Origin of the sequence: Microbacterium sp. SA39, from assembly GCF_000967865.1 — a bacterium.
Classification (GTDB): Bacteria; Actinomycetota; Actinomycetes; order Actinomycetales; family Microbacteriaceae; genus Microbacterium.
On record NZ_JXRU01000026.1, the window covers coordinates 37142 to 50998 of the forward strand.

General features: G+C 68.2%; 14 protein-coding genes. 7 read left to right on the forward strand and 7 right to left on the reverse strand.

Going from position 1 to position 13857, the window contains the following annotated elements; genetic code table 11:
* Positions 1 to 39 precede the first annotated feature (39 nt).
* From RS85_RS03470 to RS85_RS03490, 5 genes are read left to right on the forward strand one after another with little or no spacing between them, the layout of a single operon-like run.
* A complete protein-coding gene (locus RS85_RS03470; protein WP_046012036.1) occupies positions 40 to 1200 on the forward strand; it encodes a PP2C family protein-serine/threonine phosphatase in 1161 nt (386 codons plus the stop codon).
* Positions 1197 to 3158: a glycosyltransferase gene (locus RS85_RS03475; RefSeq protein ID WP_046012037.1), complete on the forward strand. Its 1962-nt coding sequence runs from the start codon at positions 1197 to 1199 to the stop codon at positions 3156 to 3158. Before RS85_RS03470 ends, RS85_RS03475 begins: the two co-directional genes overlap by 4 nt.
* Positions 3142 to 3474 (forward strand): STAS domain-containing protein, encoded by a 333-nt coding sequence (locus RS85_RS03480; RefSeq protein WP_046012038.1) that lies wholly within the window; start codon positions 3142 to 3144, stop codon positions 3472 to 3474. Before RS85_RS03475 ends, RS85_RS03480 begins: the two co-directional genes overlap by 17 nt.
* The gene (locus RS85_RS03485) at positions 3464 to 3889 is read left to right on the forward strand and encodes an ATP-binding protein (protein ID WP_046012039.1); all 426 of its coding nucleotides are present in this window, start codon (positions 3464 to 3466) and stop codon (positions 3887 to 3889) included. Before RS85_RS03480 ends, RS85_RS03485 begins: the two co-directional genes overlap by 11 nt.
* Positions 3890 to 3934: 45 nt before the next feature.
* Positions 3935 to 5227, forward strand: a complete 1293-nt coding sequence (locus tag RS85_RS03490; protein ID WP_046012040.1) for a cytochrome P450 — start codon at positions 3935 to 3937, stop codon at positions 5225 to 5227.
* 4 nt (positions 5228 to 5231) lie between these two features.
* Here RS85_RS03490 and RS85_RS03495 read toward each other — a convergent pair whose 3' ends face one another.
* The 5 genes from RS85_RS03495 to dnaK are packed head-to-tail and all read right to left on the reverse strand — an operon-like array spanning position 5232 to position 9916.
* Positions 5232 to 5891, reverse strand: a complete 660-nt coding sequence (locus tag RS85_RS03495; protein ID WP_046012041.1) for a GntR family transcriptional regulator — start codon at positions 5889 to 5891, stop codon at positions 5232 to 5234.
* Between the two features lie 47 nt (positions 5892 to 5938).
* Complete coding sequence (locus RS85_RS03500; RefSeq protein WP_046012042.1) at positions 5939 to 6367, reverse strand: heat shock protein transcriptional repressor HspR; 429 nt, start codon at positions 6365 to 6367, stop codon at positions 5939 to 5941.
* Positions 6368 to 6412: 45 nt separating this feature from the next.
* Positions 6413 to 7399: a DnaJ C-terminal domain-containing protein gene (locus tag RS85_RS03505; protein WP_046012043.1), complete on the reverse strand. Its 987-nt coding sequence runs from the start codon at positions 7397 to 7399 to the stop codon at positions 6413 to 6415.
* Between the two features lie 7 nt (positions 7400 to 7406).
* Positions 7407 to 8048 carry a nucleotide exchange factor GrpE gene (gene grpE, locus RS85_RS03510; RefSeq protein WP_046012044.1) on the reverse strand — a complete coding sequence of 214 codons (642 nt, stop codon included), beginning with the start codon at positions 8046 to 8048 and terminating at the stop codon, positions 7407 to 7409.
* A gap of 2 nt (positions 8049 to 8050) precedes the next feature.
* Positions 8051 to 9916 carry a molecular chaperone DnaK gene (dnaK, locus tag RS85_RS03515; protein WP_046012045.1) on the reverse strand — a complete coding sequence of 622 codons (1866 nt, stop codon included), beginning with the start codon at positions 9914 to 9916 and terminating at the stop codon, positions 8051 to 8053.
* A gap of 199 nt (positions 9917 to 10115) precedes the next feature.
* Between dnaK and RS85_RS03520 the strand changes: the two genes are divergently transcribed.
* Positions 10116 to 10751, forward strand: coding sequence for a hypothetical protein (locus tag RS85_RS03520; RefSeq protein ID WP_152642322.1), 636 nt, complete (start codon positions 10116 to 10118; stop codon positions 10749 to 10751).
* Positions 10752 to 10782: 31 nt separating this feature from the next.
* Here the strand turns inward: RS85_RS03520 and RS85_RS03525 are convergent, their stop codons facing one another.
* Both RS85_RS03525 and RS85_RS03530 read right to left on the reverse strand, forming a co-directional pair.
* Positions 10783 to 12099, reverse strand: coding sequence for an HNH endonuclease signature motif containing protein (locus tag RS85_RS03525; RefSeq protein ID WP_046012047.1), 1317 nt, complete (start codon positions 12097 to 12099; stop codon positions 10783 to 10785).
* A gap of 112 nt (positions 12100 to 12211) precedes the next feature.
* On the reverse strand, positions 12212 to 12961 hold the full coding sequence (locus tag RS85_RS03530; RefSeq protein WP_046012048.1) for a phosphotransferase: 750 nt from the start codon (positions 12959 to 12961) through the stop codon (positions 12212 to 12214).
* A gap of 88 nt (positions 12962 to 13049) precedes the next feature.
* On the opposite strand from RS85_RS03530, the gene RS85_RS03535 reads away from it, so the two are divergent.
* Entirely contained in the window at positions 13050 to 13853 is an 804-nt protein-coding gene (locus RS85_RS03535; protein ID WP_046012049.1) for a MerR family transcriptional regulator, read from the forward strand.
* The last annotated feature ends 4 nt before the right edge of the window (positions 13854 to 13857 follow it).

Below are 13857 nucleotides of genomic sequence, written 5' to 3' on the forward strand. Positions count from 1 at the left end.
CATCTTCTAGGATGAGACCGAACCGTGGAGGGACGGGACATGTTCGACGAGCGAAGAAGACAGCAGGCGCTCGAGGAACTGGGGATCCTCGACACACCGCGCGATGAGCGCGTTGATCGAGTAGCACGATTGGCCAAGGAGATGTTCGGCGTCCCCATGGTCAGCGTCTCGCTGCTCGACCGCGACCGGCAGTGGCGCAAGTCCGAGATCGGACTCGGAGGGTCGGAAGCACCGCGACAGGACTCGTTCTGCGACTACACCGTTCGTCAGGACCGGACCGTCATCATCGAGGACGCGCTGGACACCGACATCTTCGCCGACAACCCGTTCGTCATCGGCGATCCGCATCTGCGCTTCTACGCCGGCCATCCGCTGCACGCCCCCGGCGGCGAGCCGATCGGCACGCTCTGCGTGCTCGACACCGTGCCGCACACCCTCGACGAGGCGCAACGCGGCCTGCTCCGCGACCTCGCATTCTGGGTGCAGTCCGAACTCGCGAACGACGCCGAGCTCGACCACGCCGCCGTCATCCAGCGAGCCCTGCGGCCGCAGACCCATCCGGTCCTGCCCGGCTACACGATCGCCGGCGGAGCGGTCTCGCGCGGTCGGCTGGCCGGCGACTTCTACGACCTCACGCTGCACAAGGGCGCGCTGCGCATCACCCTCGCCGACGCCATGGGCAAGGGCACCGGCCCCGCGCTGGTCGCCGCGACGGTGCGCGCCTCCCTTCGCACCGCGCCGGATCGCACGATCACCGAGGCGATCGCGGACGCCGATCGAATTCTCGAGGAAGATCTCGCCGACACCTCGATGTTCGTGACCGCCGTACACGCCGAGCTGCAGCCGGAGACCGGAGACCTGCAGGTGATCGATGCGGGCCACAGCCTCGCGTTCATCCTCCGCGCCGACGGATCGTGGGAGCACCTGCGTTCGACCAGCCTGCCGCTCGGCATGGGCATGGGACTCGAGCCCCCCGAGGAGAGGGAGCCGCGGGCGACGCGCCTCGAACCCGGCGACGCCTTCGTCTGCTGCAGCGATGGCCTGCTCGATGTGCTCGACGCCGACGATCCCTATGCGCACGTCTACCGCGTGCTGACGACACTGGGCCCCGACGGCGCGATTCGAGAAGCACTGCGCCTCGCGTCCGACGACCGTGCGACGGATGACATCACGGTGGTCGTGGTGAGGCGCGAGCCGTGACCGCACGCTTCGCCACGATCCGCGTCCTCGCCCTCCTCTCGGTGCTGCTCGGCGTGAACTACGTCACCTGGCGTTGGCTCGAATCGGTCAACTGGTCGGCCTGGTGGATCGCGGTGCCGCTCGTGATCGCCGAGACCTACAGCCTGATCGACACCTTCCTGTTCTGTCTCACCATGTGGAAGGCGCGCACGCGTCCCGCACCCGTCTCCCCTCCGCAGGGAACCGTCGACGTCTTCATCACGACGTACAACGAGCCGATCGACCTGGTGATGACGACCGCGCGGGCGGCCGCCCGGATCGCCTACCCGCACACGACCTGGGTGCTCGACGACGGAGCGCGACCCGAGCTCGAGGCGGCGGCTCGGGAGGCGGGCATCGGCTACCTCACGCGCTCCGACGACTGGACCGGGAAGCCGCGCCATGCGAAGGCCGGCAACCTCAACAGCGCGCTGTTCGAGACCGACGGCGAATTCCTGCTCATCCTCGACGCCGACCAGATCCCGGATCCGCTGATCCTGCACCGCACGCTCGGCTACTTCGCCGACGATCCGAAGGTCTCCGTGGTGCAGACGCCGCAGTGGTTCGTCAACGTCGATGACGCTGATCCCCTCGGCAGCCAGGCGCCGCTGTTCTACGGCCCGATCCAGCAGGGGAAGGACGGCTGGAACGCCGCGTTCTTCTGCGGCTCGAACGCCGTGCTCCGCCGCGAAGCGCTCATGCAGCTCGGCATCATCGGCTACGTCCGCGAGGTCACCGACTCGGCCACACGAGCTCTGCGCACCTCGGAGCAGATGATCGAGAAGGAGATGCGCGCGGCAGCCGATCCCCGACTGCGGCGCGAGCTCTCCGCCCTGCATGTCGCGATCCGCCGTGGCAGCCGCGATCTCGCGGCCGGTGCGCCGGTGTCCGACGTCGCCGCGAGCGTCCGCTCCGCGGTCGACAACGCCTCGCGCATCCTGATCGCGGAAGACCTCGAGGGGATCAGAGCCGACCTGGAGGAGCTCGGCGCTCTGCCCATCGCGCACGATGCGCAGCTCGACGCCGTGGTGGTCGATGAAGCCGGGCTCGATGCCCTCGCGGCATCCGACCTCTCCCCCATCACCGCCCTCGACGCGGTGCGCGCGCTGCTGGACGCCCTGCGCCTCGACCGGGGCGGCGAGGCGCAGCCGATCCTGCCGCTCGCGACGATCTCGGTCACCGAGGACATGGCGACCGCGATGCAGCTGCACTCGCTCGGCTGGCGCAGCGTCTACCACCACGAGATCCTGGCGAAGGGCCTGGCGCCGGAAGACCTCCGGACCATGCTCACCCAGCGGCTGCGATGGGCGCAGGGGACGCTGCAGGTGATGCTCCGCGACAATCCGCTGGCGAAGCGCGGGCTCTCGGCGGGCCAGCGTCTGATGTACTTCGCGACGATGTGGAGCTACCTCTCCGGCTTCGCGGCCGTCGTGTATCTGACGGCGCCGGTCGTCTATCTCGTGTTCGGGGTGCTGCCGGTGACCGCGTGGTCGGTGGACTTCTTCGTGCGCTTCCTGCCGTACTTCCTGGTGAACCAGCTGCTGTTCCTCTTCGTGGCGAGGGGCGTCAAGACCTGGCGTGGGCAGCAGTACTCCCTTGCCCTCTTCCCCGTGTGGATCCGCGCGTGCTGGACCGCTTTCGCGAACGTCGTCTTCGGCCGCCCGCTGTCGTTCGCCGTGACCCGCAAGGACGGACGCGATCCGCGGGGTGTTCCGTGGGGCGAGATCTGGCCGCAGTTGACGGCCATGGCCGTGCTCTCGGTCGCCCTCGTGATCGGAGTGGTGCGCGTGTTCCTCGGCACCGCCGACGGCACCGGCACACTCGTCAACACGGCGTGGGTCCTCTACGACCTCGTCGTCCTCAGCGTCATCGTCCAGGCCGCGCGATATCGTGGCCCGGTCCGCACCCTCGAGAAGGAAACCCATGGAATTGCGCACTGACAACCGCGACGGCTATGCCGTGATCGCCCTCGGCGGGCGGCTGACCGCGACCGGCGCGCCCCTGCTGCGCAACGCGGTGGGGGATCTGGTCACCGCCGGCGAGTCGCACATCGTCATCGACATGACCGAGCTGCAGTTCGTCGACTCGTCCGGCCTCGGCGCCCTCGTCGGCGGCCTGAAGAGCGCGCGCGTCGCGGGAGGAGACCTGCGCATCGCCGCTGTCCCGGATGCCGTGCGCACGGTGCTCCACCTCACGAACCTCGACCGCGTCCTCCGCGACTACCCCACGCCGGAATCGGCGTTCGATGGCGACTGACGAGTTCGACATCCAGCTCGACGGGCCGGCGCGGCTCGCCCTGGTGGACAGCGTGCTCGATGCGCTCGACGCCGCGTGGGCGGATGCTCCGGACGTGCCGGATGAGGACCGCACGCTCTTCACCCTCGCGGTGAGCGAGGTCGCGACCAACATGGTGCAGCACAGCGACGGGCCCACCCAGGTGACGGTGCGAATCGGCATCCGTCTGGCATCCGACGCCCTGACCGCGACGCTCGTCGACACCGCGCCGCCGGCGTCGATCGACTGGCACGGGGTCGCGATGCCGGATGAGAACAGCGAGAGCGGACGAGGCCTCGCCCTTGCCCGGTCGGTGCTGGACGAGTTCACGCACACGTACGACGAGAACGGCAACACCTGGTGGCTCTGCCGTCGGCTAGCACAAAGCGCGGACTGACGCCTCCCCCTGTCCGGAACGTCGCCGAGGCGCGACCGTGGAAGCATGCCCGTTCTCGATGACTCCCCGTCCCTCCTGGTCCGCGGCTACGGCTTCGGCGAGCACCTCTGGCGCCGAGCCCGTGCCGGGGCTCGCGCTGTCCCGATGCGCCTGCTCGGTCGCGACGCGCTGTTCGTGCGCGGCGCCGAAGGGGTCTCCCTGTTCTACGACGAGACCCGCATCCGTCGGCATGGCGCGATGCCCGCGTTCGTGCAGGAGACACTGTTCGGCCACGACTCGGTACACAGCCTCGACGGCGACGAGCATCGGCATCGCAAGGCGACCTTCGTCGACGTGGCCTATGACGACGCGCAGGTCGAACGGCTCACTCCGTACCTCGAGCACGAGTGGCAGGTCGAGAGAGACGCCTGGGTCGATGGCACCAGCGACCGCAGCGCGTACGACGCCGCGGTGGGAGCGCTCGGCCGCGCGGTGATGCGGTGGTCGGGTGTTCCCGGCACGCCCGCCGCGAAGACGCGATGGGCGGCGCGCCTGGCGCAGGTCGTCGACGGGTTCGGCGTGCCGTACTCGCCGGAGTTCCTGATGGCGGTCCTGAACCGCGGCTGGTCGGACCGGCACGCGGAGCGGCTGATCGAAGCCGTGCGGGCGGCCGAGCTCGAAGCCGACGAGGGCACCGCCCTGTACGAGTGGGCGTGGCATCGCGATGAGAAGGGCGTGCTGCTCACCCCGCGCCGTGCGGGCATCGAGCTGCAGAACGTGCTGCGGCCGATGATCGCCGTCGCCCGGTTCGTCGCCTTCGCGGCGAAGCAGCTGCACGACCACCCGGAGTGGAGGGCGCGGATCGCGGCCGAGTCCGCCGAGCGGAACGCTCTCGTCGGCGGTCCGCTCGCGATCGCGTTCGCGCAGGAGATCCGTCGGACCGCGCCGTTCGTGCCGATGCTGCCCGGCTGGGCGATCACCGATGTCGAGCTCGACGGCGAGCGTGTACCAGCCGGAGGGCGGGTTGTGCTCGACATCCTCGGCACCGACACCGACGCGCGGTCGTGGAGGTTCCCCGAGAAGTTCGATCCCGAACGATTCGTCGGTCTCGATGACTACGAAGCGCTGCGGGTGTTCATCCCGCACGGAGGCGGCGACGTGGCCACCGGCCATCGCTGCCCGGGCGAGAAGCTGGCCATCGCGGGGCTCGCCGGCGCGGTCGCCGCGCTGAGCGATCCGCGGGTGACGATCCTCGACGAGGGACTCGAGGTCAATCGCCGTCGGCTCCCGACGAAGCCGCGCTCCGGCGGACGGGTGCGAGCCGAGGGTGCAAGCACCTCGCGGTGCCCGTTCCACTGAGAGATCAGCGGTCGGCGATCTCGCTCAGCATCCGATCGCGGGCGCCGTCGAGGTGCGCAGAGAGAACCGTCGCGGCATCCGCGGGATCCCCGGTGCGCATGACCTGCATGAGGGTGACGTGATCGGATGCCGACTCGTGCAGGTCGTCGTCGTGGTTGATCGTGACCTCGAGCAGGGCGGCGAACGTCGGGAGGTACTGGTTCCACGCGCCGTGCAGCCGAGGGTGATCGGCGAGAGCGTAGATCTCGGAGTGGAACTCGAGGTCTGCCGTCACGAACGCCGCGTGATCGCCGGCATCCGCGGCTTCGGCCATGCGCGACACTGCGGCGGTCATCGCAGCCCAGCGGGAGTCGTCGTCCACTCGCATCGCGCGCGAGAGGGCGAGCTGCTCGAGAGCACCCCGCAGACTGTAGAGCTGGTCGACGTCGTCGCGGGTGAGGCCGGTGATGTAGACGCCCCGCGGGCGCTGCACCTCGACGAGCTTCTCGAAGCTGAGCTGAGTGAGGGCGTCGCGGATGGGTCCGCGGCTCACCGAGAATTCCTCGGCGAGGGCTTCTTCGGTGATCCGAGTGCCCGGCGCGAGGTCACCGCGCACGATGCGCTGGCGCAGCGCGCGTGCCACCTGTGCGCCGAGGGATTCGCCGCGCGTCACGATCTGCGTCATGGTGACCTCCTGTTAACAGTTGACAGGATACACACCGCGTTGCGGAATCAGCTTTCGCGGCGCGGGCTCCAGAGCATGACTTCGGTGGAGCGACGGATGCGGCGACCGCTCGGCATCGGCACGACGCCCGTGGATCCGGCAGCGAACACTCGCACGCCGGGACGGTTCTCCCGCTCGGCGCGCAGTGCGCCTTCGAGCTGAGTGATCCTGCTGCGGAGCGCCCGGTTCTCATCTTCGAGGTCGAGCAGCCGGGCGATCGCGGGAAGGCTCACGCCCTGGGAGGAGAGCTCGGCGACTTCGCGGAGCTGCTCGATGTTGCGGGTCGAGTAGCGGCGGGAACCGCCGGAGGTGCGGCCGGGCACGACGAGGCCGATGCGGTCGTACTGTCGGAGCGTCTGCGGATGCATGCCCGCGAGCTCGGCAGCGACGGCGATCGCGAACACCGGGGTGTCGGCATCCAAGCCTCCTTCAGCCATGGATGCTCACCTCCCCGGTATCCGCAACCGTCATCGGATGCATGATCAGCGACGCGCCTTCGCCATCAGGTCGGCGCGCGGGTTCTCGTTCGGCTCGAGTTCCTGGAACTTCTCCAACGCCGCGCGTGCGGCGTCGTCGAGGTGCGTCGGCACCGCGACCTGGAGCTCGGCGAGCAGATCGCCGGTGCCCTTCGAGGTCGTGACCCCACGGCCCTTCACCCGCAGCACCCGCCCGGAGGGGGTGCCGGGTGCGACGCGCAGCTTGACCACGTCGCCGCCGAGAGTCGGCACCTCGATGGTCGCGCCGAGAGTGGCCTCGGTGAATGTCACCGGCACGACGAGGCGCAGGTTCAGTCCGTCACGCGTGAAGACTGGATGCGGACGCACCGCGATCTGCACCACGATGTCGCCGCTCTCGCCGCCGTCGGGAGACGGGCGGCCGCGACCGCGCAGACGGATCTTCTGCCCATCGGCGACTCCGGCGGGGATCTTCACCTTGAACGGCTTCCCGTCATCGCCCTGCAGGGAGATGGTCTCCCCCTGCACGGCGGTGATGAAGTCGAGCGTGGTGCGTGCAGTGACGTCGGCGCCGCGCTGCGGGCCACCGTAGCCGCGGAAGCCACCGGTGGTCTGCCCGAAGCGTCCGTTGCCGAAGCCGGCACCGCCCTGCCCTTGGTTGAACATCGCGAAGATGTCCTCGAAGTCGGCGGACTGCCCGCGGCCCTGCTGGCCGAAGCGGCTGAAGACGTCTTCGAAGCCGCCGGCGCTCGAGCCGGGCGCGGTGAAGCGCGCGCCGGAGCCCATGGCGCGGATCTCGTCGTACTCCTTGCGCTGTTCGGCGTCGGAGAGCACCGAGTATGCCTCGCTGACCTCCTTGAACTTCGCCTCGGCCTTCGCATCGCCCTGGTTGGAGTCGGGGTGATACTTACGCGCGAGCTTGCGGTACGTCTTCTTGAGATCGGCGTCGCTGACGTCTTTGGAGACCCCGAGGGTCTTGTAGAAGTCCTTATCGAACCAATCCTGGCTGGCCATCGATCACCTACTCGGCGGGGACGGCGACGACGACCTTCGCGGGACGCAGTTCGATGTCTCCGAGGCGGTATCCCACCTCGACGACTTCGAGCACCGTGGTCTTGGTGGCGCCCGGCGTGGGCTGCTGGAAGATCGCCTCGTGCCGCTGCGGGTCGAACTCCTCGCCCTGCTCGCCATAGGAGACGACACCGAGCCGCTCCGCTGCGACGCGCACCTTCTCGGCGATCACGGCGAAGGGGGTGCCTTCGACGAGATCGCCGTGCTGGGCGGCACGGTCGAGGTCGTCGAGCACGGGGATGAGACCCTTGGCGGCCTCGCCCTTCGCCCGGTCGGCCTCGATCTGACGCTGCTCTTCGGTGCGCCGGCGGTAGTTCGCGTACTCGGCCTGCAGGCGCTTGAGGTCGTGCAGCAGGGTGGACTCGAGATCGGCGAGCACAGCGTCTTCCGCTGCGGCCTCGCCGGTCTGCCTCGCGCCGAGGATGTCGTCGACCGTCAGGTCGTCGGGCGCGCCGTCGACCGGGGTCTCGTCCGAGCCCTCGGCCGCGGCGGCCTCGGTGGAGTCGGGGTTCTGCGGCTGGGGGCCGGACGCGTGCGCGTCCGACCCCTCATCCGGAACCCCGGCGTTGTCGTCGAAGTTCTTGTCCGTCATGGTTACTTCTTGTCTTCCTCGTCGTCGACGACCTCGGCGTCGATGACATCTTCCTCCGAGGAGGTGTCATCGCCCGCGGGGGCTTCGCCGTCGGTCGGTGCGCCGGCTGCTGCATCCGCCTGCGAAGAGGCGTAGATCGCTTCGCCGAGCTTGCCCTGCGACTCGTTCAGCTTGTCGAACGCGGTCTTCACCGCGTCGTCGTCTTCGCCGGCGAGAGCCGTCTTGAGGGCGTCGACGTCGGCCTGGACCGACTCCTTGACGTCAGCGGGGAGCTTGTCCTCGTTCTCCTTGATCAGCTTGTCGATCGAGTAGGCGAGGGTCTCGGCCTGGTTGCGGACCTCGGCGGCCTCACGGCGCTTCTTGTCGTCGGCCGCGTTCTCCTCGGCCTCGCGCACCATGCGCTCGATGTCTTCCTTGGACAGCGACGAGCCGCCCGTGATCGTCATCGACTGCTCCTTGCCGGTGCCCTTGTCCTTGGCGGACACGTGCACGATGCCGTTCGCGTCGATGTCGAAGGTGACCTCGACCTGCGGGATGCCACGGGGCGCCGGCGCGATGCCGGTGAGCTCGAACGTTCCCAGCGGCTTGTTGTCGCGGGTGAAGTCGCGCTCGCCCTGGAAGACCTGGATCGCGACGGACGGCTGGTTGTCGTCTGCCGTGGTGAAGGTCTCGCTGCGCTTGGTCGGGATGGCCGTGTTGCGCTCGATGAGCTTGGTCATCATGCCGCCCTTGGTCTCGATTCCGAGGCTCAGCGGGGTGACGTCGATGAGCAGCACGTCCTTGCGCTCACCCTTGAGGACACCGGCCTGGAGGGCGGCGCCGACGGCGACGACCTCATCCGGGTTGACGCCCTTGTTCGCTTCCTTGCCGGCCTCGCGCTTGACGAGCTCGGCGACGGCGGGCATACGCGTCGATCCACCGACGAGCACGACGTGCGCGATGTCGGCGACCTTGATACCGGCCTCGCGGATGACGTCTTCGAACGGCTTCTTGGTGCGGTCGAGGAGGTCCTTCGTGAGGTCTTCGAACTTCGCGCGCGTGATGGTTTCGGAGAGCGAGACGGGGCCCGAGTCGGTCAGCGACAGGTACGGGAGGTTGATGCTGGTGCTGGTCGAGGAGGAGAGTTCCTTCTTGGCCTGCTCCGCAGCCTCCTTGAGGCGCTGGAGGGCGATCTTGTCACCCGAGACGTCGACGCCCGTGGTCTCCTTGAACTGCTTGATCAGGAAGTCGACGAGACGCTGGTCCCAGTCGTCTCCACCGAGGCGGTTGTCACCGGCGGTCGAGCGCACCTGGATGGTCGAGAAGTCGTCGTCCTTGCCCACCTCGAGGAGGGAGACGTCGAACGTTCCGCCACCGAGGTCGAAGACCAGGATGAGCTCGTCTTCCTTGCCGCGGTCGAGGCCGTAGGCGAGGGCGGCGGCGGTGGGCTCGTTGATGATGCGCAGGACGTTGAGGCCCGCGATCTCACCGGCCTCCTTCGTGGCCTGACGCTCGGCGTCGTTGAAGTACGCGGGGACGGTGATGACCGCGTCGGTCACCGTGTCGCCCAGGTAGGACTCTGCGTCGCGCTTGAGCTTCATGAGGATGCGCGCGGAGATCTCCTGCGGCGTCCACTTCTTGCCGTCGACGTCGAAGCTCCAGTCGGTGCCCATGTGGCGCTTGACGGAAGAGATCGTCCGATCGACGTTGGTGACGGCCTGGCGCTTGGCGGTCTCGCCGACCAGCACCTCGCCGTCTTTGGTGTACGCGACCACCGACGGGGTCGTGCGGAAACCCTCGGCGTTGGCGATGACCTTGGGCTCGCCGCCTTCGAGGACGCTGACGACGGAGTTGGTGGTTCCGAGGTCGATACCGACAGCACGTGCCATGTGTTTTCTCCTTTGTTGGGAAGTTCATTCCGGTTCGAAAATCTGCGGCGATCAGGAAACCTGAGTCGCGATGACTCAACTGTACTCCGAGGCTCCAACAGTGTCAACAAAGTTGATACAGGATGACTCAACTTTGATGCTGAGGAGTTATCCACAGCCGCGAATCAGTGGACGTGCGCGCTGCCTAGGCTCCCGCACCATGACTCCTCACCACAGCCACCTTCATGCCGCCCCTCGACTCTCCGTGCTCGCAGCCGGTGTCCTCGCCGTGCTCCTGGCAGTGAGCGGATGCTCTGCCCCTCCCTCCTCGCGCGAGGCGAGGAGCCCGCAGCCGAGCCCGACGCCGACAGCGCCGGATGTCTTCGCCTTCGACGACGGCACGACGCTGACCGATCGCTCCGATGTCAGCTGGGGTGACGGACTCGTGGCCGACCCGGGCTGGACGAGCGTGCCCTCCGATCAGCCGGGTCGATGGGCGTATGTGAGTGCGAGCGGGGCGTGTACCGCGTCATTCCGCGGCGGCGTTCTCGGCGACGCCGCCGGGATGGATGACCGAGAGGCGACCGATGCGCTCCTCGAGTACCAGGCGGGCAGCGACTTCCTCGGAGCGGAATGGGTCGAGGACGGCGTGTTCCGGAGGTACGGACAGGACGACGCCGCGGTCGAGCATCGCCAGTTCAGCTACACGTTCAACGATCTGGGATACCTCATGGCCGCGCGGGCCTTCGTCCAGGCCGACTACTCGGTCTGGGTCGTCGTGACGTGCGAGGGCGAGCCGGTGGGCCCGGTCGCCCAGGATATCCTGTCGAAGAACTTCATCTCGATCGACGAATAGCGCGCGGCTCGGCATCTCAGAGCAAGCCATTTCAGAACGGCGGACTCGAATCGTCTTCGGTGAAGGTGACGGTGTTCTGGGGCGGGGGCTTGTCGATGTAGGTGCGGCCGGTGGGGCTGGTCCAGGCGTAGACGCCGTCGCCGAGGGGCTCGACCTGCCAGGACGAGTGGTGCTTGAGCACGTGGTGCCTTCGGCAGAGATGCCCGAGGTTGTTCTCGGTAGTCGTGCCGCCGAGCGCGGCGTCGTGATGATGATCGATGTCACTGTGGGTGGCGGGGTGACCGCAGGTGGGGAAGCGGCAGCGCTGATCCCTGGCCCTCAGATGTCGTTTCAATTCGGAACTGGGCCGGTACCTGTCGACCGCGAGCAGTGCGCCGGTGATCGGGTGCGTGAGGATGCGATCCCATCCGGATGCCGCACCCGCCAGTCTGCGGGCGGTGGCCAGGTCCATCGGGGTGCGGCCGTTCAGCTCGGCCGGGGCTGTGCCGCGACCCATCAACGAGGTGACCGGAACGGTGACGGAGACCGAGGCGGTGATCGCGGCGAGCAGCCCGTCCGGGGTGTCGTGCCCTGCCGGGGCGCCGGAGAGAAGGAGATCTAGGGCGATATCGGCGCGAATCTGATTCAGGGTCCGCGAGTCGGCTGCACGAATCGACTGCTCCTGCACAGAATCCGAATCCGAATCCGAATTTGAGCCAGATTCCTGGGACTGGACCGACTTCGCCATCGCAGTGAGCCGCTCGAAGACACCATGCACGAGGGCCGATGGGCCGAGCAGCCCGAGCTGCGTCATCCCGTCGCCGACGTCTTTCACCCACACGGACCGCTTCTCCCGAGCATCCGCATGTCGCTCATCGATCGACCGAGGCTGAAATCGCTCCGCCACGCGCCGGCCGTGCCGGGACACCCGGTTCGGAGATTCCGATTCGGCGAACGCGACCATCTCGGCGGAGTACGCATCACGGTCGGTGGGGTCTTCCAGATGCTCGGCGGCATCGCAGATCGCCCGGGCGTGGGTGGCGCTGATGCGACCTGACCCTTGCGCTGCCCAGACAAGCGGGAACCGCTCCACCCGCCACACCGCATCCGCCATCCGCGCCTGCACCGTGCGGTCGCTGACCCGCAGGGCCGCGGCCATCTCGGAAGCGACCGTGCGCGCCGCGAGTTCACCGAAGTCGGGATGCTCGTGCCCGTCGGCCACCTGCAGCGCCAACCGGGATCCGATCGCCAGAACGCCGTCGCGCGCGGCCTGGAGGCTGCTGATCGTGCGCTCGAGCTCGACGAGCATGTCGGTCGCCGAACTCAGCGCCTTCACCTGCTCTGCAGTCGCCTCCGCCAGTGCTGTCATACCTTCAGTGAACCAGGGGCCACCGACATTCAAATTCCAGATCAGAGGGCTAAACCAAGATACCGGAATACGCTCGCGAATCCGATCACGACGACCCCAAGGCGCACCCCGGTCAAGAGCCGACCAGCGCCCGAACCCACACCTCACGATGCTCCCCCACATACCTCAGCGCCCGCGCCCAGAGCTCCCCGTGACCGTCAGCGTGCATCGATGCCCAGGGCTCCTCCCCCGTCGCCCGGGCGTCCTCCAAGAGCGCCAGCACCGCCGCCGTCCGCTCTTCCATCGCCGTCGGCAGGGCGACGCGGGTGCCGCGATCCGCCTCGTACCCGTCGTCCAACGCCGCAAGGTCGCGGGCGGCGTCTTCCGGCGCGCGCTCGACATCGGACAGCGTGAACGACTGAGCCGCGTACGCCAGATCCCAGAGCCGGGTGCTGGGGGCGGCGGCATCCCCATCGATGAAGACCCACCTCTCCCCGATCACGAGATTCCACGGCGCGAGGTCGTTGTGGCAGACGAGGTCGGCACCGGGGGCCGGGATCGCGGTCCGCCACACGGCGTCGGCCGCCGGCACGTAACCGGCGCTGGCGTCGTGGATCCTGCGGATCATCGACCCGACCCGTCGGAACTCGTCCGCGGTCAGGCGAGGCAGGTCGATCGCCAGACTTCCGGGCACGAACTCGACGACCTGTCGCCCCTGCTCGTCTCGCCCGCGCGGCTCCGGCGCCTCGACGCCCTCCGCAAGGAGAGCGGCCACCAGATCGTGCACGCTGGGCGTTGCATCCGACCACGACTTCCGCACCGTGTCGCCGACACGCACCACGATCCCGCTCGCATTCCCGCCGGCCAGCACCTCTTCGTCCACCCGTCGACGGTAGCGCGGAGATCATCGGCGCACATCCGACAGGCCGGATACTTGACCCTGACACTGTGGCAGGTGGGAGAACTGAGACATGTTATCCATCGGAGCATTCGCGCAGATCGGCCAGGTGACCCACCGGATGCTGCGGCATTGGGACACCGCCGGCCTGCTCGTGCCTGCTCACGTGGACGAGTTCAGCGGTTACCGCTCGTACGACCCTCAGCAACTGGAGCGTCTTCACCGGATCGTCGCCCTGCGTCAGCTCGGCTTCGGTCTCGACGACATCTCCTCGATCCTCGAACAGGGTGTCGATGCCGACCGCATCGCCGCGCTGCTGAAGATCCGGCGTGCCGAGGTGGAGCAGGAGCATCGGATCGCCGCAGGCCGACTCGTCGACGTGGAACGGCGGCTCCACCTCATCGAAAAGGAGAATCACATGTCCCAGATCGAGATCATCGAGAAGCCGCTCCCCGCCGTCCGCCTCGCGGCCACGCGTCACGTTGTCGCGGATCAGCCGGAGGTGGCCGGAGTCGTGGGCCCCGCGTTCGACGCCGTCGCCGAGATCATCGGCGACGAGCCCGGTTCGCTCACCACGCCGATCGCGCAGTACGCGTCGATCGACGACGGGCTGGAGGTGGTCGTCGGCTACGAGTACAGCGGACCGGCACGGGAGGGCTTCGAGATCATCGAGCTCCCCGCCGCCGAGGCCGCTGTCTGCGGCATCCATCTCGGATCGATGGAGCGCATCGCGGAGAGCTGGCAGGCCATCCACAACGAGACCATCGCCCGCAGCCTGGAGCTGGCCGGACCCTGCAGAGAGCTGTACGTGCGTGCGATCTCGGAAGACCAGTCCGACTGGGTCACCGAGCTGCAGCAGCCCGTCCGGCGCACCTGACCGG